At 61.0% G+C, this 23857-nt stretch carries 26 protein-coding genes; 10 read left to right on the top strand and 16 right to left on the bottom strand.

What is annotated here, in order from left to right; translation table 11 throughout:
* Positions 1 to 263: 263 nt before the first annotated feature.
* The 3 genes from QZ498_RS04850 (at position 264) to QZ498_RS04840 (ending at position 2104) form a co-directional block, all read left to right on the top strand.
* Positions 264 to 1067 (top strand): methyltransferase domain-containing protein, encoded by an 804-nt coding sequence (locus QZ498_RS04850; RefSeq protein WP_294620606.1) that lies wholly within the window; start codon positions 264 to 266, stop codon positions 1065 to 1067.
* A 112-nt stretch (positions 1068 to 1179) separates the two neighbouring features.
* Entirely contained in the window at positions 1180 to 1587 is a 408-nt protein-coding gene (locus QZ498_RS04845; RefSeq protein WP_294620605.1) for a thiol-disulfide oxidoreductase DCC family protein, read from the top strand.
* A 106-nt stretch (positions 1588 to 1693) separates the two neighbouring features.
* The gene (locus tag QZ498_RS04840) at positions 1694 to 2104 is read left to right on the top strand and encodes a hypothetical protein (protein ID WP_294620604.1); all 411 of its coding nucleotides are present in this window, start codon (positions 1694 to 1696) and stop codon (positions 2102 to 2104) included.
* 77 nt (positions 2105 to 2181) lie between these two features.
* Here the strand turns inward: QZ498_RS04840 and QZ498_RS04835 are convergent, their stop codons facing one another.
* The 5 genes from QZ498_RS04835 to QZ498_RS04815 form a co-directional block, all read right to left on the bottom strand.
* Complete coding sequence (locus QZ498_RS04835) at positions 2182 to 2472, bottom strand: DUF6455 family protein (protein WP_294620603.1); 291 nt, start codon at positions 2470 to 2472, stop codon at positions 2182 to 2184.
* On the bottom strand, positions 2469 to 2753 hold the full coding sequence (locus tag QZ498_RS04830) for a DUF6455 family protein (RefSeq protein WP_294620602.1): 285 nt from the start codon (positions 2751 to 2753) through the stop codon (positions 2469 to 2471). The genes QZ498_RS04835 and QZ498_RS04830 overlap by 4 nt, the downstream gene beginning before the upstream one ends.
* Positions 2746 to 3012: a DUF6455 family protein gene (locus QZ498_RS04825; protein ID WP_294620601.1), complete on the bottom strand. Its 267-nt coding sequence runs from the start codon at positions 3010 to 3012 to the stop codon at positions 2746 to 2748. Before QZ498_RS04825 ends, QZ498_RS04830 begins: the two co-directional genes overlap by 8 nt.
* Positions 3013 to 3093: 81 nt before the next feature.
* Entirely contained in the window at positions 3094 to 3450 is a 357-nt protein-coding gene (locus QZ498_RS04820; protein WP_154152184.1) for a YigZ family protein, read from the bottom strand.
* A 3-nt stretch (positions 3451 to 3453) separates the two neighbouring features.
* The gene (locus QZ498_RS04815; RefSeq protein WP_294620600.1) at positions 3454 to 4167 is read right to left on the bottom strand and encodes a M48 family metallopeptidase; all 714 of its coding nucleotides are present in this window, start codon (positions 4165 to 4167) and stop codon (positions 3454 to 3456) included.
* 117 nt (positions 4168 to 4284) lie between these two features.
* On the opposite strand from QZ498_RS04815, the gene QZ498_RS04810 reads away from it, so the two are divergent.
* On the top strand, positions 4285 to 4524 hold the full coding sequence (locus tag QZ498_RS04810) for a hypothetical protein (RefSeq protein ID WP_294620599.1): 240 nt from the start codon (positions 4285 to 4287) through the stop codon (positions 4522 to 4524).
* Between the two features lie 2 nt (positions 4525 to 4526).
* On the opposite strand, the gene QZ498_RS04805 is transcribed toward QZ498_RS04810, so the two are convergent.
* Entirely contained in the window at positions 4527 to 4781 is a 255-nt protein-coding gene (locus tag QZ498_RS04805) for a DUF167 domain-containing protein (RefSeq protein ID WP_294620598.1), read from the bottom strand.
* 99 nt (positions 4782 to 4880) lie between these two features.
* On the opposite strand from QZ498_RS04805, the gene QZ498_RS04800 reads away from it, so the two are divergent.
* Positions 4881 to 5459, top strand: coding sequence for a nitroreductase (locus QZ498_RS04800; RefSeq protein ID WP_294620597.1), 579 nt, complete (start codon positions 4881 to 4883; stop codon positions 5457 to 5459).
* On the top strand, positions 5456 to 6151 hold the full coding sequence (locus QZ498_RS04795; RefSeq protein ID WP_294620596.1) for an EI24 domain-containing protein: 696 nt from the start codon (positions 5456 to 5458) through the stop codon (positions 6149 to 6151). Before QZ498_RS04800 ends, QZ498_RS04795 begins: the two co-directional genes overlap by 4 nt.
* A 100-nt stretch (positions 6152 to 6251) precedes the next feature.
* Here QZ498_RS04795 and QZ498_RS04790 read toward each other — a convergent pair whose 3' ends face one another.
* On the bottom strand, positions 6252 to 6884 hold the full coding sequence (locus QZ498_RS04790) for a cation transporter (RefSeq protein ID WP_294620595.1): 633 nt from the start codon (positions 6882 to 6884) through the stop codon (positions 6252 to 6254).
* Between the two features lie 72 nt (positions 6885 to 6956).
* Here QZ498_RS04790 and QZ498_RS04785 point away from each other — a divergent pair, with 72 nt between their 5' ends.
* Positions 6957 to 7373 (top strand): helix-turn-helix domain-containing protein, encoded by a 417-nt coding sequence (locus tag QZ498_RS04785; protein WP_294620594.1) that lies wholly within the window; start codon positions 6957 to 6959, stop codon positions 7371 to 7373.
* Positions 7374 to 7594: 221 nt separating this feature from the next.
* Here the strand turns inward: QZ498_RS04785 and QZ498_RS04780 are convergent, their stop codons facing one another.
* On the bottom strand, positions 7595 to 7882 hold the full coding sequence (locus QZ498_RS04780) for a DUF1467 family protein (RefSeq protein WP_294620593.1): 288 nt from the start codon (positions 7880 to 7882) through the stop codon (positions 7595 to 7597).
* Positions 7882 to 8286 (bottom strand): methylmalonyl-CoA epimerase, encoded by a 405-nt coding sequence (mce, locus tag QZ498_RS04775; RefSeq protein WP_294620592.1) that lies wholly within the window; start codon positions 8284 to 8286, stop codon positions 7882 to 7884. The genes QZ498_RS04780 and mce overlap by 1 nt, the downstream gene beginning before the upstream one ends.
* Positions 8287 to 8434: 148 nt before the next feature.
* On the opposite strand from mce, the gene QZ498_RS04770 reads away from it, so the two are divergent.
* Positions 8435 to 9160 (top strand): response regulator, encoded by a 726-nt coding sequence (locus QZ498_RS04770; RefSeq protein ID WP_294620591.1) that lies wholly within the window; start codon positions 8435 to 8437, stop codon positions 9158 to 9160.
* Positions 9161 to 9176: 16 nt separating this feature from the next.
* Here the strand turns inward: QZ498_RS04770 and QZ498_RS04765 are convergent, their stop codons facing one another.
* Entirely contained in the window at positions 9177 to 9908 is a 732-nt protein-coding gene (locus QZ498_RS04765) for a GNAT family protein (protein WP_294620590.1), read from the bottom strand.
* 5 nt (positions 9909 to 9913) lie between these two features.
* Positions 9914 to 11698 carry an aspartate--tRNA ligase gene (gene aspS, locus QZ498_RS04760; protein ID WP_294620589.1) on the bottom strand — a complete coding sequence of 595 codons (1785 nt, stop codon included), beginning with the start codon at positions 11696 to 11698 and terminating at the stop codon, positions 9914 to 9916.
* Between the two features lie 247 nt (positions 11699 to 11945).
* On the opposite strand from aspS, the gene QZ498_RS04755 reads away from it, so the two are divergent.
* On the top strand, positions 11946 to 13175 hold the full coding sequence (locus tag QZ498_RS04755; RefSeq protein ID WP_294620588.1) for a cyclopropane-fatty-acyl-phospholipid synthase family protein: 1230 nt from the start codon (positions 11946 to 11948) through the stop codon (positions 13173 to 13175).
* On the opposite strand, the gene QZ498_RS04750 is transcribed toward QZ498_RS04755, so the two are convergent.
* Positions 13176 to 14300, bottom strand: coding sequence for an aminodeoxychorismate synthase component I (locus QZ498_RS04750; RefSeq protein ID WP_294620587.1), 1125 nt, complete (start codon positions 14298 to 14300; stop codon positions 13176 to 13178).
* A 187-nt stretch (positions 14301 to 14487) separates the two neighbouring features.
* Here QZ498_RS04750 and carB point away from each other — a divergent pair, with 187 nt between their 5' ends.
* Positions 14488 to 17787, top strand: coding sequence for a carbamoyl-phosphate synthase large subunit (carB, locus tag QZ498_RS04745; RefSeq protein ID WP_294620586.1), 3300 nt, complete (start codon positions 14488 to 14490; stop codon positions 17785 to 17787).
* A gap of 447 nt (positions 17788 to 18234) precedes the next feature.
* Here the strand turns inward: carB and QZ498_RS04740 are convergent, their stop codons facing one another.
* From QZ498_RS04740 to QZ498_RS04725, 4 genes are all read right to left on the bottom strand, one after another.
* On the bottom strand, positions 18235 to 19917 hold the full coding sequence (locus QZ498_RS04740) for an ABC transporter ATP-binding protein (RefSeq protein WP_294620585.1): 1683 nt from the start codon (positions 19915 to 19917) through the stop codon (positions 18235 to 18237).
* A 6-nt stretch (positions 19918 to 19923) separates the two neighbouring features.
* A complete protein-coding gene (locus tag QZ498_RS04735; protein ID WP_294620584.1) occupies positions 19924 to 20985 on the bottom strand; it encodes an ABC transporter permease in 1062 nt (353 codons plus the stop codon).
* A gap of 15 nt (positions 20986 to 21000) precedes the next feature.
* Positions 21001 to 21957 carry an ABC transporter permease gene (locus QZ498_RS04730; RefSeq protein ID WP_294620583.1) on the bottom strand — a complete coding sequence of 319 codons (957 nt, stop codon included), beginning with the start codon at positions 21955 to 21957 and terminating at the stop codon, positions 21001 to 21003.
* Positions 21958 to 22169: 212 nt separating this feature from the next.
* Positions 22170 to 23780 (bottom strand): ABC transporter substrate-binding protein, encoded by a 1611-nt coding sequence (locus tag QZ498_RS04725; protein ID WP_294620582.1) that lies wholly within the window; start codon positions 23778 to 23780, stop codon positions 22170 to 22172.
* Positions 23781 to 23857 lie beyond the last annotated feature (77 nt).

The raw sequence follows: 23857 nt of genomic DNA, 5'->3' as shown, positions 1-23857 counted from the left end.
AAACCGCTGCCTGTAACGCGTCGGTTTCACGTCGGTATCGCGTCGGTATTTTTGTCTGTGGCCCCGGAAATTAACAAAGCGCGCGGTGCGTTTCGTACGTTTCGTACGCGGGTTTTGTACGGTTCGGCCGCGTGCGCGGTGCGCAGTGAATGCGCACCCTACGGGCGGGTCACAGGCTCTTTTCACGGGGGGGGTGATGAGCTTTTGGGAATTTTCGACGATCAATGGTATTGTAAAGAATTGAAACCTCGAGGTGCCAGACCATGGCCATGGAATATGACGATGCCGCCGCGGACCGTCTTGAGGCCGTTTATCTTGGGCCTGACGTGGTTGCCCAACGCGAGGACACCCTGCGCAGGATCGCGGTTATGCGGGGTGAGCATGTTCTGGACATTGGCAGCGGCCCGGGTTTTCTGGCGGCCGCTATTGCCGAGCAAACCGGCCCGGATGGCGAGGTGATCGGCGTAGATGTTTCACAGCAGATGGTGGACCGCGCCAACCAAAGACGTGAATGTGACTGGCTTAGATATCGCTGTGCCGACGCCACGGCGCTGCCCTTGGAGGACAGCCATTTTGACGTGGCCGTCAGCACGCAGGTCGCCGAATACGTGCCGGACATCGTTTCGTTCTTATCGGAATTTCATCGCGTATTGAAACCGGGAGGGCGTGGTTTGATCCTTGCCACGGATTGGGGTGGCGTCTGCTGGCATAGTGAGAACCCGGATCGGATGAAAAAGGTGCTGGCCGCCTTCGCGCCGCACTGTGCAGATAGTGAACTTCCGCGAACGCTGAACAAGCGGCTTCGACAGGCCGGACTGGTGGTTGAGGACGTCAGCTACTTTCCGATCGTGAACGTGGACAGGTACGAGGGCTGCTATTCAGAAATGATCGTGCCCTTCATCACGGCTTATGTTCAGGGCCAAGGGAGCGTTGATGAGGACGACCTGCGGGCTTGGGGCGAAGAGCAAGCCGCCTTGGACGCACGAGGCGAGCATTTCTTCGCCACCGGGCGATTTAGCTTTGCCGTCAGGAAACCCGATCGCGCAAATAAAGCGTTTCGCCTTTGACCCGAGACATCAGCTAAAGGTGAAACGCTTTAGTTTGACGGGTCTGCCGCCATAAAACGGGTGGGATCGGGGCCGGGACCAAATGACGCTTTTCCCTGTGCGGCGCGGGCTTATGTCACCAAGCAAAGCCACGGAGGTTGTTGTGCCCAAGGACGAAACCCGAGTTTTATACAATGGCGACTGCCCGGTGTGCAGCACCGAGATCAACCACTATGCACGTTACAGCGAGGCGCGCGCCCTGCCCTTGGCCTATGACGACCTGAGCGATTGTGATCTGGGGCGTTGGGGTGTGAGCCGCGATGAGGCGGCCAAACGGTTGCACGTGATGCAGGATGGCGAGATTTACGCAGGCATACCGGCGTTTCTGGTTCTGTGGCGGGAGATGCCCCGCTATCGCTGGGTGGCGCGTGTTGTGGGCCTGCCGGGGGTGCGGCAGGTGGCGGGTGTGGTTTATGACTATGCCCTCGCCCCGGCGCTTTATGCTTGGCACAAGCGGCGCGAGGCACGCGGCGCGGCCTGATCCCCGGCCCCATTTTCAGAAGAATCCAAAAAGCTTCGCATCCTTTGAAACTTTCTGCCCGCTCCATCGTGTCTAGGGGTGTGAGCAACATAGAAAGGGATACGATATGACACGTACATGCATGACGGCACTTTTCGCGCTGGCCGCCACCACGGCCTTTGCCGACGACCACGCCGCGCCGATGGTCATGGCCTCGGATCAATCCGTTGAAACCGGCGTTGTGAGCGCCGACAAAATCGTTGCCGAAAAGAATGGCTGGCTGGTTGTGCACCGCACGGATGCCGACATGGCCCCCGGTCCGGTTGTGGGGCATGCGCCCATTCGCAAGGGCGAGACCAATGATGTGGCCGCGATCCTGACCGAAGATGTGGCCGCCGGTGATATGCTGATGCTGATGGTGCATGCCGAAGATGGTGGCAAGTCCACCGGCGTTTTCGAATACACCTTGGGCGCCAAGGAGGATGGCCCGATCCGCGTGGATGGTGACCTTGTGATGGAAGTGATCACCGCGCAGTAACGCGCCCCCACAAGATGACGGTGCGCCGCCGTTCCGGCACAGGCTGGAGGGGCGGCGTTTTGCGTGAGGCGGGCCGTTCAGTGCAGGCTGGTCGCCCCCAGTTCGGCGATCAGGTCATTGAGAATGGCGGCATTGGCGCAATGGGCCGGAACTTCCGGCGCGCCGGCGGCATTTTCAGCCAGCCATGCCGCGCAAGCCTCGGCGTGCGGGCATCGGCGGCATTTGGTGACCATGTCGGCATAGCCCGTCGGCGTAAGTTGACCGGAGGCCAGAGCATCCGAGAGATTGACCCGCACGGCACGCGCCACCGAGCGTGTGAGCCAAAAATGCAGGTTCGGGTCACCGAGGTGGGAAAGTTGAGCGGTCATGCCTGTGCAAGCTCCTGTTCGATTTTCAAGGCGGCAAGCGCCGCGTGGTTGCGGCAGGTGCTCGGCGGGGCTGCGACACAGGGATCGTTGGCCAGCCAGCGCTCGCATCCATTTGCCCAGCCGCAAGAGCGGCAGTTATGGACGATATCGGCCCAGTCATGCAGACCAAGGCGCCCGTCGCGCACGGCCTCGGCCAGATCAAGGCCTGTGGCGCGGGCCATGCCCTGGACCAACCAGTAATGGCGGCGCGGGTGGCCGAGCGGAGCGATAGGCTCAGGCATGTTTTCCCGCCTTCAGGCGCGCAAAGAGATCGGCGTTACGGCAGATGTCAGGCGGCGCGTCGGTTTGCCCCTGCTGCGCATCAAGCCAATGCGTACAGTCTTCGGGGTTCGAACAGCCCGAACAGGCCATCACGGCGTCGCTGATCTGATCAAAGTCGATCTGGCCTTGCATCGCCTTTTCTTCGAGGTCGATGCCGAGGGTGGTGGCCATCCGGTCCACCAAGGCGGCGTGTTTCTTGAGGGTCGTTGTGCTGGTCATGGCAAAGCCTTCCTGCTGTGGCCCATGGATCGGGCATGCGGAAAGGCTAACGAATCTGTCTCCAAGCAACCTTGATGTGCATCAAGCCTTGAGATCGTCGAGATATGCGGTGACGCAATCCTGCACATGCCGGAAGCGGTCGCCGCCCAGATGTTTGCCGCCGTACCAACGGGTTACAACGATCACGTGGTCGGTGAGCCCGGCGCGTTCCAGCATCCGGACGATCACCATACCGGCCCCGGATTCGCCATCGTCGCCCTTCAAGGGCGTGCCATCAGCCATCAGCATGGCCCATGTGTTATGGGTGGCCTTGGCGAATTTCTTGTCCTTCTTGAGGTCTTTCAGGAAAGCATCCACCCCCGCGCGGTCCCGCGCGGGGCCACCCGAGACCGCGTATTTCGAGCCCCGGTCGCTGATGACACCGGTCAGTTGGCGCATGGGTTACAGGCTTGCGTCGACGCGGCGGACGGTTTCGATACGCTGTGCATTGGGCGGGTGTGTACCGAGGAAGCGGTCGCCGGGATCAGGAATTTCGTTGAAGAATTCAGCGCCGCGCACCGGGTTGTAGCCTGCCTTGCGGGTGATCACCGTGCCAAGCGCGTCGGCTTCAAGCTCGAAGTCCTTGGAATAGCTGCGCGCGCCGACGGAGGCGCCAAGGTCGGTCGCCACCCGCACGCCATCGCTGCCGGCGCCCGTGAGGGCGGCCAGCCCCCCCAGAAGCACCGCGCCGGCCATGGCGTTTTGCTGCTGTCGGGGAATGTGGCCTTCGATGTGGTGGGCGGCCTCGTGGCTCATGACGAAGGCCAGTTCATCGGCGTTGCGCACCTCGGAGATCATCGCGAGGGTGAAGGCAAGGATCGGGCGACCGGATTTGTCGAGCGTCTGGTAGGCATTGACCGGCTGGTTGGGGCGATCATCCACGACGATGCGGAAATCACAGTTGGTTCCCGCGCCGGTGCGGGCGCGGCACTCGCGCTCGGCCACGGGTTCGACGGTTTTCACAACAGTGGAGAATCGCTGCACCTCGGCGCGGGTGGGCGGCTCGGGCTTTTTCTGCGTCTGCACCTGCCGGGGTTGTTCGGCGGGTTGCTGTGGCTCCACGGTTGAGACACAGCCAGCAAGGGCGGCAAGGCCAATAAGGGCAATCCAGCGCATGGTTGATCCTCTGCTTTGGGTTCCAATTATATTTAGCAGGCTTTGCGCGGCGTACCAGCCCCCGCTCGCGAAGCAGCAAAGGCTTGCAAAGGCTCGCCGAGGGGTTAGGCTGCTCCCATGTTTTCAATCGAGCATGAATTTGATGCGACGGTGGTGACGCTGGTCGATGACGGCGCGGCGCCCTTGCAAGAGGATGTGGTGGTGAACGCCTTCGAGGAGTGCGTCACCGTCGAACAATACGATGCGCGCACCGACACGATGCAGAAGGTCACCCTGTCGATGGCGCAACTGCGGGATCTGGCCGCGGCCCTGAACCTGCCGGAGGGGGTCTATACCCTGCCGCCCAAGGCCAAATAACCTCAGTCGATCACGAAGGTCTTGTCGCGGGCGGTCTGTCCGCGGATCAGCGTGAGGCGCGATTTGGCAAGGCCCAGCGCCTTGGCCAAAGCCGTTTGCACGGCGGCATTGGCTTTGCCGTCTTCCGGAACCGTGGTGACATAGACGCGGATTTGCCCGCCCTCTTGCGTGATGCGGTTGCGCGCGGCGCGGGGTGTCACGCGCACGGTGATCTGCGTGCCGGGTTGGGCAAGGTGGGCAAGCGGGGTATCGGCCATGGGGTCTCATACCCCGGCAATGCCCCGTGTTCCAGAGGTTGGGGGTTGACCCCGCGGCCCCCTGCCCCGACATATCGCATGCAACACCAAGGGGGTCATATGCCTGCACCGAACCCGTCTGCCATGGAATTTCTGCTGTCGCGCCGGTCGCGGCCGGCCAAGACACTGACCACACCGGTGCCAAGCCGCGCAGAGCTGATGCCCATCCTGACCGCCGCCGCACGCAGCCCCGACCACGGCAAGCTGGAGCCGTGGCGCTTTATCGTGCTGGAACGCGCCGCGCTCAAGCGTCTGGCCGAGGTCGTGGAGGCACGAGGCAAATCCTTGGGCCGCGACGAGGCGGATGTGTCCAAGGCGCGGGTTCAATTCGACTCGGCGCACTTGGCGGTGGCTGTGGTCGAAGTGATGAAACCCTCGGACAAGATCCCCACGATTGAACAGACCTATTCCGCCGGGGCGGTCTGTTTGGCGCTTCTCAATGCGGCATTGGCCAGCGGCTGGGGAGCCAATTGGCTGAGCGGGTGGCCAAGCCATGACCGCGGGTTTCTGGAGGCCGGGCTAGGGCTGGACAACCATGAGCGTGTCGCGGGGTTCATTCATATCGGCACCGAAACAAGCCAGCCGCCCGAGCGGCCGCGGCCTGACATCGCGGCCATCACGTCATGGGTATCGGAATGATTTTCACGAGTTTCTTCAAAGCCTTGGGGCAAATCGGCGACCCTCGGTTCCGCAAGGTTCTGTGGCGGGGCATCGCCCTGACCCTCGGGCTGCTGGCCGCGATTACCGCCGTGTTGGTCTGGGGCATCGGCTGGATGGTGGGGGATGCCGTGACTCTGCCCCTTCTGGGCGAGGTGCAATGGGTCGACAATGTGCTGAGCTGGGCCTTTGTCGCGTTGATGATCGGGCTTTCGGTCTTCCTGATGGTGCCTGTGGCTTCGGCCTTCGTGTCGATGTTTCTGGACGAGGTGGCCGATGCGGTGGAGGATCGGCATTACCCGACCCTGCCCAAGGTCAAAGGCCCACCGCTGAGCGATGAGATTCGCGATGGGCTGGCGGCCTTCGGGGTGTTGATCGTGGCCAATATCGTGGCGCTATTGCTGACCATGGTCTTGCCCATAGCGGGCCTGCCGGTTTTCTTCGCGGTCAACGGGTTCTTGTTGGGCCGCGAATACTTCACCGTGGCCGCCATGCGGCGCGAAGGCCGCGCCGGGGCCAAGGCGATGCGGCAAAAGCACGGCGCGGCGATCTGGGCCGCAGGGGTTATGATGGCGCTGCCGCTGGTCGTGCCGATCCTGAACTTGGTCGTGCCGATCATAGGCGCGGCCACCTTCACCCACCTTTATCACCGGCTGAAGGCGAAGCACGGCTAAAGCGTTTCCTATTATTATTGCATCACCAATACCCTGCCAGGCCTACGGCCTTCTCGGGACATTGGTGATGCAGTTTGATTCAAGGTAAACTGGAAACGCTCTAGGCACAGGTTTCCCGGGCGGCGTCGCTGCGGCGCTCCTCCAGGGCTTGCCGGACGATCTGCACCGAGGACGACAGGAACAACCCCGCCATGATCCCCGCAACGATCAGGTCGGGCCAGCCCGTGGCAGTTCCCCAGACCCCAAGCGCGGCAATCATCACCGCGACATTGCCGATGGCGTCGTTGCGCGAGCACAGCCAGACCGAGCGCACATTGGCATCGCCATCCTTGTAGGGCAGCAAAAGCACCACACTGGCGAGATTGGCCGCCAGCGCCATGAATCCGATCACGCCCATGATCTCGGCCTCGGGCACGCCGATGTAGAAAACGCGGTAAAGGGTGGAGCCGAAAACCCATGCGCCCATGGCGAAAAGGCTGAGGCCCTTTGCCAGTGCGGCGGCGGTACGGACCCGGACCGATGCCCCGATGACGGCCAGCGAAATGCCATAGGTCAACGCATCGCCCAGGAAATCCAGTGCGTCGGCCTTGAGGGCCTGGGACCCGGCCATTTGACCCGCGCCCATTTCCACGGCGAACATGACCGCGTTAATGGCGATGACCATCCATAGCCTGCGCTTGTAGTCCGGCGACAGCCCCTCGAACTTTGCGTCATGCCCGCAACATCCTGCCATTTGGCACCCCTTTCATTCACATCGGTGGCAATGTAATCTCTCTAGTGACTAGAGGTTCAAGGGGGTTTTGCGATGTTTTCGATTGGGCAATTGTCGAAACGAACCGGGGTCAAGGTTCCGACCATCCGCTACTATGAGCAAATGGGGCTGCTTGCAGCCTCGGAGCGGACCGAGGGCAACCAGCGCCGTTATGGCGAGGGGGAATTGCAGCAGCTGGGCTTTATCAAGCATGCCCGCGATCTTGGGTTTTCCATTGCGGCGATCCGCGCGCTGATCGAGTTGCAGGACCATCCCGACCGGACCTGCGGCGCGGCCAATGCCATCGCCGAGGCGCAGTTGGAAGCGGTGCGCGACAAGATCGCCCAGCTGCGCAAACTGGAAAGAGAATTGGAACGGATCACCGGCGGGTGCGATGGCGCAGGGCCATCAAGCGATTGCTATGTTCTGGCCTCGCTGGCCGATCACGGATTTTGCGGCGGGGCACATTGACCCGACGCATCCAAAGGCGCGGCTGCGCCGCACAGGCTTTGTTCGAATAAGGGGCGCTGCCCCTCTTGGCCTACGGCCAATTCACCCCGGAGTATTTGAAGAAAGATGAAGCACGGGGGCGGCTTCATCTTTCCCGAAATACTCCCGCCGGAGGCACCCCGAGGCAAGCGCCAAAGGCGCTTGACGAGATATAAAGCGCGCGCGTCGCGCGCTCAATGAGGTCAATCTGCAAGGCTTGAGGGGGGTCCCATCCGGCCGAACATGTCAATGTCGCGCACCGAGATGGCCCCTGACAGGATCGTGCCGCCGATGATGATCCAAAGCACGATGCTGATCAACGTCGTGATGATCACCTTCTTGCGCAGGTGGTGCTGTTCCGGCGATCCGGCGTGGGTGCCTTCCACTGTGGTTCCTGCCTCACCCTGAGTCTGGATGCGGATCGGCAGGGCGATCAGGAAGGTCATGAACCAGATCACCAGAAACAGCACAATTCCGGAAGCGATGCTCATCAGGTTTGCTCCAGTTCCACGAGGGTGCCTTGGAAATCCTTGGGATGCAGGAAAAGCACCGGCTTGCCATGGGCGCCGATTTTCGGCTCGCCCGTCCCCAGCACCCGCGCCCCGCTTTCCTTCAGTTGGTCGCGGGCGGCGAGGATGTCTTCGACCTCGTAGCAGACGTGGTGAATGCCGCCCGCGGGGTTCTTCTCAAGAAATCCGTTGATCGGGCTGTCGTCGCCCAAGGGGTAAAGCAGTTCGATCTTGGTGTTGGGCAGGTCTATGAAGATCACGGTGACGCCGTGGTCGGGTTCGTCCTGCGGCTCGCCCACATTGGCGCCCAGCGCGGTGCGGTATTGGGCGGCGGCGGCCTCGAGGTCGGGCACGGCGATGGCGACGTGATTCAGACGTCCGATCATGGCGGATCCTTTCGTGTTGCTTGGCCATGTTATGGGGATGATGGCCCAGCCTGACAAGCGACAGGGGGCCGCATCCCCTCAATTAACCACCCGTTAGCCATTCTCTGACTAGCCTTCCGACATGGATCTTGGAAAAAGGAATGCACCGATGGAAGAGATTGACGAGAGCTGGGGCCCACGGCGTGCGCCTTCGGCGCGGCGACCGCTTTTGGGAATGACCATTCTGGTCGTCGAAGACAGCCGCTATGCCTGCGAGGCGCTGCGCCTGATGTGCCTGCATAGCGGCGCGCGCATCCGGCGGGCGGATTGCCTTGCCTCGGCGCGGCGGCATTTGCAGGTGTACCGGCCCTCGGCGGTGATCGTGGATCATGGGCTGCCGGATGGGTCGGGCCTTGAGTTGATTGCCGAGTTGCACGAGGCGGCACCGCGGGTTGGTATCCTGATGGGCATGAGCGGCGATGGCACCGGGGCCAGCGCGGCCAAGGCGGCGGGGGCCAACGGGTTTCTCGATAAGCCCATTCCAAACCTGGGCGCTTTTCAGCAGGCGATTTTGGAACATATGCCAAGCGACCGGCAACCCAGCGGGCCACGCCCCCTGAACGATGAGGTGATCCAGCCGGACCCTGTGGCCTATATGGATGATATGGCTCATGCTGCAACTCTTTTGGAGGAATGCGGCGATGGACCAATGATGGACTATGTGGCGCAGTTTCTGGGCGGTGTGGCCCGATCCGCAGAGGATGAGCCATTGGCGCAGGCCGCATGCGATCTGGCACAGCGGCGCGAGGCCGGGGACGGCACGCGTGAGGCCGCGGCCCGGATTGCCGGGCTTGTACAGGCGCGGCTGCACCAACCCACGGCGCAGTTCAGCTAGGTCGTGTAGCCCCCCGTCAGGGGCGGTGCTGCGGGGCCTGTTCGGGATCGCCTGCGACCCGCACGAGGCTGGTGAGATCGCTCAGGCGTTCGCGTTGCTGGCCCCTCGCATCGAAATTGGCCGGGGACAGCCAGAACTGAAACGCCTCGGCGAGGGCGGGCCATTCACTATCAATGGCGGCGAACCACGCGGTATCGCGGTTGCGGCCCTTCACCACGGTGGCTTGCCGGAAGATACCCTCGTAACTGAGGCCCAAGCGTTGCGCGGCCCGGCGCGAGGCGGCGTTGAGCGCGTCGCATTTCCACTCGAACCGGCGATAGCCTGCCTCGAACGCCCATTTCATCATCAGATAGATCGCTTCGGTCGCGGCGCGGGTGCGCTGTAGCTGTGGCGACATGGCGATATAGCCCACTTCGATCGACCCGGAGGCGGGTTTCATCCGCAGGTAAGAGGCAAAGCCGCCATACTCCCCGGTTGTCAGGTCGCGGATGGCATAGAACAGGATGTCGTCGCGCGACGTGGCCTCGCGCATCCAGCGGTGAAACTGCGCGGCGGAGGCGAAGGGACCATCGGGCATATAGGTCCAGACCGCGTCATGCCCGTCGAAGGCCTTGAAGAGCAGGGCCGCGTGCCGGTCGGCATCCAGTGCCTCAAGCCGCGCATAACGCCCCGAGAGCCCCTCGCCCCTTGGCAGGGGCGGTGGTGTCCAATCGGGCACCGGGGGGCCGACGGGGCGGCTTTGGTCCATGGGCCTTAGTCGTCCTGCGGGATGACGCGCAGGCCCAGTTCCATCAACTGGTCGCTGGTGGGGTCGGAGGGCGCGTTCATCATCAGGTCGGAGGCCTGTTGGTTCATCGGGAACATGATGACCTCGCGGATGTTTTGCTCATCCGCCAGCAGCATCACGATCCGGTCAATGCCCGCCGCACAGCCGCCGTGGGGCGGTGCGCCGTAGTGGAAGGCTTGGAAGAGCGCGCCAAAGCGGTTTTTCACCTCGTCCTCACCGTAGCCTGCAATCTCAAAGGCTTTGAGCATCAGGTCGGGCTTGTGGTTCCGGATGGCACCAGAGACCAGTTCATAACCGTTGCAGGACAGGTCATATTGGAAGCCTTTGACGGCCAAAGGATCGGCGTTGAGCGCCTCCATCCCGCCTTGCGGCATGGAGAAGGGGTTGTGTTCAAAGTCGATCTTTCCGGTTTCGTCGTCTTTCTCGAAGATCGGGAAATCGACGATCCATGCGAAGGCAAAGCGGTCTTTGTCGGTGAGGTTCAGTTCCTCACCGATGACATCGCGGGCCTTGCCGGCGACACGCTCAAAAGCCTGCGGTTTGCCACCGAGGAAGAAAGCGGCATCACCCACGCCAAGGCCCAGTTGTTGGCGGATCGCCTCGGTGCGTTCGGGGCCGATGTTCTTGGCAAGGGGGCCTGCGGCCTCAGAACCGTTTTCGCCTTCCCGCCAGAAGATATAGCCCATGCCGGGCAGGCCTTCTTGTTGGGCAAATTTGTTCATCCGGTCGCAGAATTTGCGGCTGCCGCCGGTGGGCGCAGGAATGGCGCGAATCTCGGTGCCGTCCTGTTCCAGCAGCTTGGCGAAGATGGCAAAGCCGGAGCCGCGGAAATGCTCGGACACGTCCTGCATCTCAATCGGGTTGCGCAGGTCGGGCTTGTCGGTGCCATATTTCAGCGCGGCCTCTTTATAGGGGATTTGCGGCCAGTCTTGCGGTGCGTCCACTTTGCGGCCACCGCCGAATTCCTCGAACACGCCCGCGATGACGGGGGAAATGGTGTCAAACACATCTTGTTGCTCGACAAAGCTCATTTCCATGTCGAGCTGGTAGAAATCGGTGGGCGAACGGTCGGCGCGCGGGTCTTCATCGCGGAAGCAGGGCGCGATTTGGAAATACTTGTCGAAACCCGAGACCATGATCAGCTGTTTGAACAGCTGCGGGGCTTGCGGCAGGGCGTAGAATTTGCCCGGATGCAGGCGGGAGGGCACGAGGAAGTCGCGCGCACCTTCGGGGCTGGAGGCCGTGATGATCGGGGTTTGGTATTCGCGGAAGCCCTTATCCCACATGCGGCGACGCATGGAGGCCACCACGTCCGAACGCAGGGCCATGTTGTTTTGCATCACCTCGCGGCGCAGGTCGAGGTAGCGGTATTTGAGGCGGGTTTCCTCGGGGTATTCCTGATCGCCGAAGACGATGAGGGGTAGTTCCTCGGAGCTGCCCAGAACTTCCATGTCGCGGATGAAAACCTCGATCTCGCCGGTGGGTATTTTCGGGTTGATGAGGCTGTCGTCGCGGGCCTTCACCTCACCGTCGATGCGGATACACCATTCAGAGCGGACGCCTTCGACCTCGGCGAAAACCGGGCTGTCGGGGTCGCAGAGCACTTGGGTCATGCCATAGGTATCGCGCAGGTCGATGAACAGAACGCCGCCGTGGTCGCGGATCCGGTGGACCCAGCCGGACAGGCGGACGGTGTCGCCCACGTTGGATTTCGTCAGATCGGCGCAGGTGTGGCTGCGGAATGCGTGCATGGTGTCCTCTCAGGGCCCGTTACGGGCATGTCTCATGGTCCGCGCCGATACACCTTGGCGGGGCGGTAAAGTCAAGGGCGGGAGGCCGCGCAAGTCAGCGCCATTGACCAAAAACATTTACAGAAACAGGGTTTTTCGGCAAAAATGCCCTTTGTGAGCAGTCGCCGGGGCATCCGGCGGGACGATCGGCAGGTTTCGCATCACCAAATCAATGCGCCGGGTGGGCGTGGGAAACTGGGGGTGAAACATGTGGACGAGCGCTTTGGACGCGATGCTGCGGCATCTGTTTCGTCATGGTGAGTTGACGGTTACCTATCCTGAAGGCACGACGCGCCGCTATGGCGATGGCAAGGGCGAGCGTGTCGCGCTGTGCCTGCATGATCCGACGCTGCCGCGCCGGATTGTCCTGTCGCCCGATATGGCGGTGGGGGAGGCCTATATGGATGGGCGTCTGACCATCGAGGGCGATGACCTTTACGGATTTCTGGGGTTGGCCATTCGCAATATCGCGGCTCAGGGTCAGCCATGGTTTCGCCGCCCGTTGGAGATGGGGCGGCATTTGCTGCGGTATCTTGGGCAGTTCAACCCTGTGGGGCGGGCGCGGTCAAACGTGGCGCATCACTATGACCTGTCGGGGGAGTTGTATGACCTCTTTCTCGACAAGGACCGGCAGTATTCCTGCGCCTATTTCCGCGATCCGGAAATGACATTGGAGGAGGCGCAGGAGGCCAAGAAGCATCACATCGCGGGCAAACTGCTTCTGGAGCCGGGCATGCGGGTTTTGGATATCGGCTGTGGTTGGGGCGGTATGGGCCTGACGCTGGCGCGGGACTATGGCGCGGAGGTGGTGGGCGTGACCCTGTCGGAAGAGCAACACGCCATGGCGCGACAGCGCGCCGAGGCTGCGGGATTGTCCGACAAGGTGGATTTCCGCCTGATGGACTACCGGCATGTGGAGGGCAAATTCGACCGGGTGGTTTCGGTCGGCATGTTCGAGCATGTGGGCGTGCCGCATTATGGGGAATATTTCCGTAATGTCCGCGAGCGGTTACATGAAGACGGAGTGGCCCTGATCCATACCATCGGGCGATGTGAGCGGCCCGGTGTGACCAGCCCTTGGATTGCCAAGTATATCTTTCCCGGTGGTTATGTGCCTGCCTTGTCAGAGGCGACGCATGCCATCGAGGGGCAGGATTTGTTCACCACCGATGTTGAGATCTGGCGGCTGCATTATGCCGAGACCCTCAAGCATTGGCATGACAGGTTCATGGACAACATCGACAATGTCCGCGCGCTTTATGACGAGCGGTTTTGCCGGATGTGGCGGTATTACTTGGTTGCCAGCGAATTGACCTTTCGGTTCAATCGGCAAGTGGTGTTCCAGTTCCAGCTATCGCCCAAGCAGGACGCGGTGCCTTTGACGCGCGATTACCTTTATCCTGCCCCGGTGGAGGATATGCGGCACGCCGCCGAATGATTAAGCGATGGCAGGCGTGAGGGCGCGGGCGAAGCGGGCTTTCCAAAGTGCTTCTTCGTATTCGGCGGCGGCGGTGCTGTCGTAGACCACGCCGCCGCCGACGTTGAGGCGGACCTGATCGCCGTCAAGCATGAGCGTGCGAATCGCCACGTTGAATTCCGAGGTGCCATCGGGCGCGGCCCAGCCGATGGTGCCGCAATAGATGTCGCGCGCGGCCCCTTCCAGTTCGGCCAGAATCTCCATGGCGCGCAGTTTCGGCGCGCCGGTGATCGACCCGCAGGGGAAAAGCGCGCGGAAGATATCGCCAAGGCCCGTGCCCGCCTGCATCTGCCCGGTGATGAGCGAGACCATCTGGTGGACGGTTTCATAGCTTTCGACACAGAACAGTTCCGGCACCTTGACGCTTCCGGCCTCGCAAATGCGGCTGATGTCGTTGCGCAGAAGATCGACGATCATCAGATTTTCGGCGCGGTTCTTCTCATCCGTTTGCAGGAAGGCCTTGCGGCGGGCGTCTTCGCCCGTGTCAGAGCTGCGCGGTTGGGTGCCCTTCATGGGGCGGGTTTCGATCCGGCCATCGGATTTGGTGCGGAAGAAAAGCTCGGGCGAGCGCGAGAGGATCGCTGGCAGGCCCTCGGCCTCGACCATCGCGCCGTAGCGGACGGGCTGCACCTGCGTGAGCGCGTGATAGAGCGCCTCGGCCCCTCCGGTGGCGCGCAAGGACAGCGGGAAGGTCAGGTTGGCCTGATAGATGTCACCGGCGCAGATATAGTCATGCACCTTCTGAAAGGCTTGGGTGTATCGCGCCTTGCGCCAGCCCGGTTGAAAGCGTTGCAGGGTGGCCGGACCGGGCGTGAGATCGGGCGCCGCTTCGGGGGCGTCATAGACCCCGAACTGCAATAGCGGCAGGCCGCGGGCCTTGGGCATGAGGGCCGCAAGCCGGGGTTCCAGCGCGAAGCCCAATTCGTAAGAGGCAAACCCGGCCAGCCATGCGCCCGCACCTTGCGCGGCATCCAATGCATCGAGGGCGGCGGGGACATCGGATATCTCATGCGCGACGATCATCTCGCGCGGATGCGCGAAACGGCAGGCGGCGGCCTTGGGGCCATTATCGAAGCGAATCTTCAAATGCCGTCTTTCCCGTTGCAATCTGACGGTATGTAATCCCGCGACGTTGGAATGACACCCACAAAAGCGGCGATTGATCCAAGTTTTGCGATCCCCCTTGCAAGCGGGCGCGTGATGGATATAACCGCCAACAATTTGCGCGCGCCCCATTGTGGCGGTGCGGCCGATCAGCTGCCCGAGGATCACCATGCCGAAAAGAACAGACATCTCGTCCATCATGATCATCGGGGCGGGCCCGATCATTATCGGCCAAGCCTGCGAGTTTGACTATTCCGGCGCGCAGGCCTGCAAGGCGCTGCGCGAAGAAGGATACCGCGTGATCCTTGTAAACTCCAACCCCGCGACGATCATGACCGACCCGGGACTGGCCGACGCCACCTATATCGAGCCGATCACCCCCGAGGTTGTCGCCCGCATCATCGAAAAGGAACGCCCCGACGCCCTGCTGCCCACCATGGGTGGGCAAACCGGGTTGAACACCGCGCTGGCCGTGGCCGACATGGGCGTTTTGGAGAAATTCGGGGTGGAGCTGATTGGCGCCAACCGCGAGGCCATCGAGATGGCCGAGGACCGCAAGCTGTTCCGTGAGGCGATGGACCGTTTGGGAATCGAGAACCCGAAGGCCACCATCGCCGAGAACATGGACGAATGCATGGCCGCGCTTGAGCATGTGGGCCTTCCGGCAATCATCCGCCCCGCCTATACCCTTGGCGGCACCGGCGGCGGCGTGGCCTATAACCGCGATGATTACGAGCATTACTGCAAATCGGGCCTGGATGCCTCGCCCGTGAGCCAAATCCTGATCGACGAGTCGCTTCTGGGCTGGAAGGAATACGAGATGGAGGTTGTCCGCGACAAGGCGGATAACGCCATCATCGTCTGTTCCATCGAAAACGTCGATCCGATGGGTGTGCATACCGGCGATTCGATCACCGTAGCCCCTGCCCTGACGCTGACCGACAAGGAATATCAGATCATGCGCAACGGCAGTATTGCCGTGCTGCGCGAGATCGGCGTGGAAACCGGCGGGTCGAACGTGCAATGGGCCATCAACCCCGAAGACGGGCGCATGGTGGTGATCGAGATGAACCCACGGGTGAGCCGCTCGTCTGCCTTGGCGTCAAAGGCAACGGGCTTCCCGATTGCAAAGATCGCCGCGAAACTGGCGGTGGGCTACACGCTGGACGAGTTGGACAACGACATCACCAAGGTGACGCCTGCCAGCTTTGAGCCGACCATCGACTATGTCGTGACCAAGATCCCGAAATTCGCCTTTGAGAAATTCCCCGGATCGGAGCCCTATCTGACCACGGCGATGAAATCGGTGGGCGAGGCCATGGCGATTGGCCGGACGATCCATGAGTCGCTGCAAAAGGCCTTGGCGTCGATGGAATCGGGCCTGACCGGATTTGACGAGGTGGACATTCCCGGCGCGCCCGACAAGGCCGCCGTGATCAAGGCGATCAGCGAACAGACTCCAGACCGGATGCGCACCATCGCGCAGGCCATGCGCGAAGGGCTGACCGACGATGAGATTCAGGCCGCGACCGCTTTTGACCCGTGGTTCCTGTCGCGTATCCGCGAGATCATGGAAGCCGAAGAGACTGTCAAAACCGAGGGCCTACCGAGTGATGAAGCGGGCCTTCGCAAGCTGAAGATGATGGGCTTTAGCGATGCACGGCTGGCCAAGCTGACCGGCTTTACCGAGGCCGATGTGCGCCGCGCGCGGCATGCCAAGGGGGTGACGGCGGTTTTCAAACGGATCGACACCTGTGCCGCCGAATTCGAGGCACAAACGCCCTATATGTACTCTACCTACGAGACCCCGATGATGGGCGACGTGGAATGTGAAGCGCGCCCGAGCGACCGTAAAAAGGTGGTTATTCTGGGCGGCGGGCCAAACCGGATCGGCCAAGGGATCGAGTTTGACTATTGCTGCTGTCATGCCTGTTTCGCGCTGACCGAAGCGGGCTATGAGACCATCATGGTCAACTGCAACCCGGAAACGGTTTCGACCGATTATGACACCTCTGACCGGTTGTATTTCGAGCCGCTGACCTTTGAGCATGTGATGGAAATCCTGCGGGTAGAGCAGGAGAACGGCACCTTGCACGGGGTCATCGTGCAGTTCGGCGGGCAGACTCCGCTGAAGCTGGCGCGGGGGCTTGAAGCGGAGGGCATTCCGATCCTTGGCACGACGCCGGATGCGATTGACCTTGCCGAGGATCGGGAACGCTTCCAGGCGCTTGTCAATCAACTCAAGCTCAAGCAGCCATCGAACGGTATTGCCCATTCCGATGCGGAAGCCCTTGAGATTGCAGAGGGAATCGGCTTCCCGCTGGTCATTCGCCCGTCTTATGTTCTGGGCGGTCGGGCGATGGAGATCGTCCGCGATATGGCGCATCTGGAACGCTACATCGCCGAGGCCGTGGTGGTTTCGGGTGATAGCCCTGTGCTGCTGGATGGTTATCTGGCGGGGGCGATTGAATGTGATGTGGATGCCCTGTGCGATGGGGAAACCGTGCATGTGACGGGCATCATGCAGCATATCGAAGAGGCGGGCGTGCATTCGGGCGATAGTGCCTGTTCGCTGCCGCCCTATTCGCTCGGCGCAGACACGATTGCCGAAATCAAACGCCAGACCGAGGCGCTTGCACTGGCGTTGAATGTGCGGGGTCTGATGAACGTGCAGTTCGCCGTGAAAGACGACGATATTTACCTGATCGAAGTGAACCCGCGGGCCAGCCGCACGGTGCCCTTCGTGGCCAAGGCCACGGACAGTGCCATCGCCTCGATCGCTGCGCGGCTGATGGCCGGAGAAAAAATGGAGGCCTTCCCGCATCGCGGCGCTTACCCCGAGGGCGCGACCCCCGGCAGCCTGCCGATGGCCGACCAGATGACTTTGGCCGATCCGGACATGCCGTGGTTTTCGGTCAAGGAGGCTGTGCTGCCTTTCGCCCGTTTCCCCGGCGTGGATACCATCCTTGGGCCCGAGATGCGCTCAACCGGCGAGGTGATGGGGTGGGATGTGTCTTTCCCGCGCGCTTTTCTGAAGGCGCAGATGGGGGCCGGCACGGACCTGCCCGAGAATGGCAAGGTGTTCTTTTCGATCAAGGATGCGGACAAGACCGGGCAATTGGTCGACACCGCGCGCTTATTGGTTGAAATGGGCTTTGCCATCGTGGCGACGCGTGGCACCTCCAGCTTCCTGAGCGAGCACGGGATTGATTGCGAGGTGGTCAACAAGGTCTACGAGGGCCGCCCGAACATCGTGGATATGATGAAAGACGGGCAGATCACGCTGGTCATGAACACCACCGAGGGGGCGCAGGCGGTGGAAGACAGCCGCGAGATTCGCTCGGTTGCGCTTTATGACAAGATCCCCTATTTCACCACCGCCGCGGGTGCCCACGCCGCCGCGCAAGCCATCAAGGCCCGGTTGGAAGGGGAACTTCAGGTGATGCCACTTCAAGGCCCCGGCAAGTAGAGCCGCCGCAAGGTCGGTTTCAGACATCAGTCTGCCGAATTCAGGCGCCGGGGGTCAGCTATGACATCCGGCGCATTCAGCATTGCAAAAAGCGCATGGATTTTTAATAGAAAAATGATTGCGCGGGGGGAAAAAACCATTATGTGCGAGATACGGACGCAGTGACGCCCGGACAACCGCAACCTCACAAACTCAGGAGGCCGACAATATGACCCGCGATCAACTGAACCGCGAATTGCGTATGCATAGTGCTTCCTGGCCGGCGGTCCTCATCGTGTACGGCATCATCGTTGCAACGATGGTGTTCAGCGCGATGTCCATCACCTGATCCAGGGCACTCTAAAACCGGGGTCCTCTCTCCCCCATCCTCGGTTGCACATTACATGACATAGAAACGGCGGATGGTGAAAACACCATCCGCCGCTTTCGTTTTTCAAAGCCGCAAACTCAGCCGGCGATCTTGGGATCGTTCGGATCGATCTGTGCCGTGGCCGCATCGCCGACGTTATCCACGCCACGTTCTTCCAGCAGAGTCGTCAGCCACTCAGGGTCCATTTCGGGAACGGAACTGAGCAGCAGATCGGTATAGGGGTGGTGCGGCGGGGTGAACATCTCCGTCTTTGGCCCCTGCTCCACCACTTTGCCGTGCTGCATGACCACCACCTCGTCGGCGATGGAACGCACCGTCGCCAGATCGTGGGTGATGAACATATAGGCAAGGTTGAGCTCTTTCTGGAGCCGATCCAGAAGTCTCAGGATGCCCTCGGCCACCAGTTGGTCAAGCGCCGAGGTGACCTCGTCGCAGACGATGAAGGTCGGCTCCGCCGCCAGAGCCCGGGCAATACCGATCCGCTGTTTTTGCCCACCGGAAAGTTCTGACGGATAGCGATTGTAGTACTGGGATGGCTCAAGCTCGATCAAGTCAAGCAATTCGTCGACCCGGTTCTTGAGGGCCGCGCCACTCAGTCCCGAATAGAACTGTGCCGGTCGACCGATGATTTCCCGGATCTTCACCTTGGGGTTCAGCGCGGTATCGGCCATCTGATAAATCATCTGGCATTGTCGCAACTGATCCTTGGTGCGGTTCCGGTAATCGGGCGGGAACGGTTCGCCTTTGAACAGAACCTCGCCCTTTGAGGGCGGCAAGAGGCCGGTAATGACCCGCGCCGTCGTGGACTTGCCCGAGCCGGATTCGCCCACCACTGCCACGGTCATGCCCTCGTAAACATCAAAGCTGACGTTATCGAGCACCTTTGCACCGCCGGTATAGGATGCATCCACGCCTTGAACCGAGATCAGCGGAGTGGCGTTCTTGGGGCGCTCCTTTTGATCGCGTTTGAAGCTGCGGACGGCCCAGAGAGACTTGGTATAGTCCTCCTTCGGGTTGTCCAGCATCTCCTTGGTTGTGGCTTCTTCGACCTCCTCGCCTTTTAACAACACCTTGATCGTATCGGCCATCTGCGCCACGACCGCAAGGTCATGGGTGATGTAGATGGCAGCGGTGTTGTACTCATCGACGATGTCGCGGATCGCCGCCAGCACCTCGATCTGGGTGGTCACGTCAAGCGCCGTTGTCGGTTCATCGAAGATGATGAGATCGGGCTTGCACGACATGGCCATCGCCGTCATCGCACGCTGCAACTGCCCGCCCGACACCTGGTGCGGATAACGAAAGCCGATTTCCTGCGGGTTGGGCAGGCGCAGCTTTTCGTAAAGCTCCATCGCGTCTTCCTGGGCTTCGATCCGCTTTTTCAGGCGGTACTGAAGCGGGGCCTCGCTGTATTGATCAATCAGCTTGTGCGAGGGGTTGAAAGAGGCGGCGGCGGATTGTGCCACATAGGCGATGCGATGCCCGCGCAGGGCGCGTTTCTCGCTTTCGCTGGCCGTGGTCAGTTCCATTCCGTCGAATTCAATCGACCCATTCGAAATACGCGTGCCGTCGCGGGCATAGCCCATGGCGGCCGCGCCGATGGTGGATTTCCCGGCCCCGGATTCCCCGATAAGGCCAAGCACCTCACCGCGGTGGAGGGTCAGGTCGACACCCTTGATGATGTCGACCCATGTTTCGTCGGAATAGCCCTGAATCTCCAGGTCTTTGATTTCCAACAGGACTTCTTTTCTCTTGGTCATCTTCGATTACTCCTTCAGTCCCGAGGAACGATGCAGCATCCAGTCGACCACGAAGTTGACCCCAACCGTCAGCAGGGCAATCGCCGCCGCCGGGATCAGGGGTGTGATGTCACCGAATGAGATCAGGGTTGCGTTTTCGCGCACCATGGAACCCCAGTCCGCCGTGGGCGGCTGAATACCGAGGCCAAGGAACGACAGGCCCGCGACCAGCAGGAACACGAAGCAGAACTCCAACCCGAATTCCGCCACCAGAGGCGCGGTGGAGTTGGGCAGGATCTCGCGCCGGATAAGGTACCATGTCCCTTCGCCGCGAAGCTGGGCCGCTTCGATATAGTCCATGACAACGACGTTGCCCGCCACCGCCCGTGTCAGGCGGAAAACGCGCGGTGCGTAAATCACCGCAACGGCGATGATGATCACATGGATGTGCGGACCAAAGATCGACAGCATCAGCAGGGCGAAAATCAGTGACGGGATCGACATGATCACGTCGGCCACCCGGCCCATGAACTGATCGAACCAGCCGCCTTTCGTCGCGGCCAAGAGGCCAGCCAAGGCCCCCAGTACGAACGCGGCGATCGTGGCGGCAAGCGCCAGCCCCACAGAGTTCCGCGCGCCGTAGATGATCCGGCTGAACATATCGCGGCCCAGTTGGTCCGCGCCGAGAAGCATGTTCTCGTCTGCCGGTGCGAAGGCCGAGGCGATGACTTCGGCCTCGCCATGTGGCGCGATCCACGGTGCAAATATGCCCATGATGATATAGACGAAAATCACGAACATCCCGAAGGCCGCTGTCATCGGCGCGGTCCGCAATTCCTTGCCCATCTCTGCCGAGGAGATCTGGATAAGGAACTCTCGGAAGGCGAAGGACACCATGGCCGCAAGCCCAAGCAGGCCAGCGCAGATTGCAACCGCTTGCAAGGCTGCCGTGCCGCCGACGATGCCCAGAATAAAGGACACCAGCGTCAGTCCGAATGCCACCATGAAGATCTGGCGCTTGTTGTAAAACGCCGCGAGGCACGACACCGCCAAAAGCAAGGTGTAGTATCCGATTACAAATACACTCATTTGTCTCTACTCCCCTTACTTCGGATGCCGCAGACGCGGGTTTGTGAGAATGGCGCCAACATCAGCTGCAAGGTTCAGCAGGATGAAGGTGGCCGCGAAGATCAGACAACAGGCCTGTACGATCGGGAAGTCACGTTTCGACACCGCGTCAACCAAGGCTTGGCCGATACCGGGGTACACAAAGACCACTTCCACAAGCACAACACCGGTGATCAGATAGGCAAGGTTCAGGGCCACAACGTTGATGATCGGCGCCCACGCGTTCGGCAGGGCGTGTTTCACGATCACTTTCCAGGGTGGCGCGCCCTTCAGTTTCGCCATCTCGATATAGGGAGAGGCCAGCAGGTTGATGATTGCCGCGCGGGTCATCCGCATCATGTGCGCCATGACCACCAGAACCAGCGTCAGCGCCGGCAAGAAGGTCCGGATCAGCAACTCGCCAAGGCTCATGCCTTCGCTAAGGCTCGAAATCGCGGGGAACATTTGCCATTTCACCGCGAAGAACAGGATCAGGATGTAGCCCAGGAAGAACTCGGGCGACGAGATGAAGCTCAGCGTGACGACGTTGGCGACCCGGTCGAAGATCGAGTTGCGCAGGAGTGCAACGATAACACCAAGGATAATGGCCACCGGCACGGCGATCACGGCGGCATAGGCCGCAAGGAAGAGCGTGTTCATGAAGCGTTCGCCGATCACGGTGGTGACACGTTCGCCTGTTACGATCGAACTTCCGAAATCCAGTGTTACGGCACCGGCAAGCCATTCGCCGTAACGAACCAGTGCCGGTTGATCGAGGCCCATCTGCTTGCGCAATGCGGCCAGGTTTTCTTCGGTAGCGCCTTGTCCCAGCACTGCCTGAGCGATGTCGCCCGGCAGCAATTCGACCATGAAGAAGATAATGATCGAAATGACGAATAGAATGAATACGCCGAGACCGAGCCGTTTACCTATCAGCCCTAGAATGTCTCCCATCTGTTCCCTCCTGCTGTTGCGCCCTTGGTGCAGCCCTGACAACACGGGCGGCTTTGAGCGTCGTAACAGTTTCTTGTGTCCGCTTAGCCCTTGCGTGTTTTTTCAAGTGGCCTAGGACTGGTGGCTTTGTCGCGGCCCTGTTGGCGGCCTTCAGCGCGTCAAAGCAGTGAAAAGGCCCGGCGCAGGGTTTGCGCCGGGCCAAGTGTATTGGCTTAACCTTCGAACCACCAACGGCTTGCGGCGCGTGCGCCGTCCATCTGCCAGCTTGCGGCAAGTTCCGGACCATGCTTCACGTTGCTACGACGCGCATAGACGAAATTCGGGAAGAACGGGATGATCGTACCACCGTCGTCTTTCGCCAGAATGGCCATTTCGCGGTACATTTCAGCACGCAGGTCGTTATCCAACTCGGCCTTGGCTTTCAGAAGCAGCTCATTGAAGCGCTCATTTTGCCAGCGGCTTTCGTTCCATGCGGCGTCAGACTTGTAGGCCAAGGAGTACATCACGTCCGGGGTCGGACGTGCGCCCCACTGCACAACGCACCACGGCTTCTTGAGCCAGACATCTGAGTAGTAGCCATCGTTCGGCTCACGTTTGACCGAGATGTCGATGCCCGAAGCCTTGGCCTGCTCCGAGAAAAGAACACACATGTCAACCGCACCCGAGAAGACCGAATCCGCAACACTGATTTCCGTGCTCAGACCTTCAGCACCCGCTTTCTTGAGAAGCGATTTGGCCTTGTCGGGGTCGTAATCGTTCTGCTCAAGTCCTTCGGGCCAATAAGGCATCGCAGGCGAATGGTGGAAGTCATTGCCAATTGTCGATGTACCGAAGGTGATCTTGTCCATGATCTCCTGACGGTTCATCGAGTGCTTGAGCGCGTTGCGCACATCGACGTTGTCGAAGGGTGCGGTGTCGCAGAACATCGGCATGGTGATCGCCGCCGCCGAGGGCACATTGTCGATCTCGATGTTGGGGTCGCGTTGCAGCAGCGACAGGGTTTTCAATTCGATCTGGGTCACCGCGTCCACGTCGCCAGTGACCAGCGCGGTCTGACGGGCGTTCGGGTCGTTGAGAACCGTCACGACACATTCGTCGAAATAGGCGCCTTCGAGGTGCCAATCGTCATGGCGCACGAAGCGATAGTTTACGCCGAATTCGGTTTCGACCAGTTTGTAGGGGCCACAGCCGTCGCCGGATTGCCAGTCGATCGTGCCGTCGTCATTGGCCGGGCAGATCGCGAGGTGATAGTCGGTCATCAGCCACGGCAGGTCCGCGTTACCGGCGGCCAGCTTGAAGGTGACGGTCATGTCATCGACCTTCACCAGTTCCTCGACATCCGAGACAAGCGCCGCCGCCGCCGAGGTTGTATCCTCGCCGCGGTGGTGGTTGATCGAGGCGATGACATCATCCGCCGTAACCTTCTTGCCGCTGTGGAAGGTGGCCTTGGGGTTGATCACGAAGGTCCATTCCTTCGCGTCGGGCGAGGCGCTCCATTCCTGCGCAACATCCGGGCCAAGCGACCCGTCCGGTTCGATCAGGGTGAGGTAAGCGCGGAAAGTATGCGCGACCTGGATCATCGAGAAGGTCACATAGGTGCCGGGATCGTGCGTGTCACCTGTGTTACCGTCGTGCGAACCAAGCCGGAACGTGCCGCCACGGCTGGGTGCGGCCTTGGCCGAGGTGCCCCAGAGGCCGGTGGCCGCCGAGGCGGTCATGCCCGCCGCCATCGAATAGTTCATAAACGACCGGCGCGAAATCTTGCCGTCGCGGGCAGCGTCCGCCAGCCGGTCGATCAGAATTTGGTTGTCTTTGTTGGTCATATTGTCTCCCTGGAAGATTTTTGCGATCATGGTGATCATTTTTTTTGCGTGCGCCAGATCAAGATTTTCTATCTACG

It is taken from the genome of uncultured Roseovarius sp. (assembly GCF_913057115.1).
Classification (GTDB): Bacteria; Pseudomonadota; Alphaproteobacteria; order Rhodobacterales; family Rhodobacteraceae; genus Roseovarius.
Note: the sequence above shows the minus strand (reverse complement) of the source record. Positions and strands in the feature narration are given on the sequence as shown.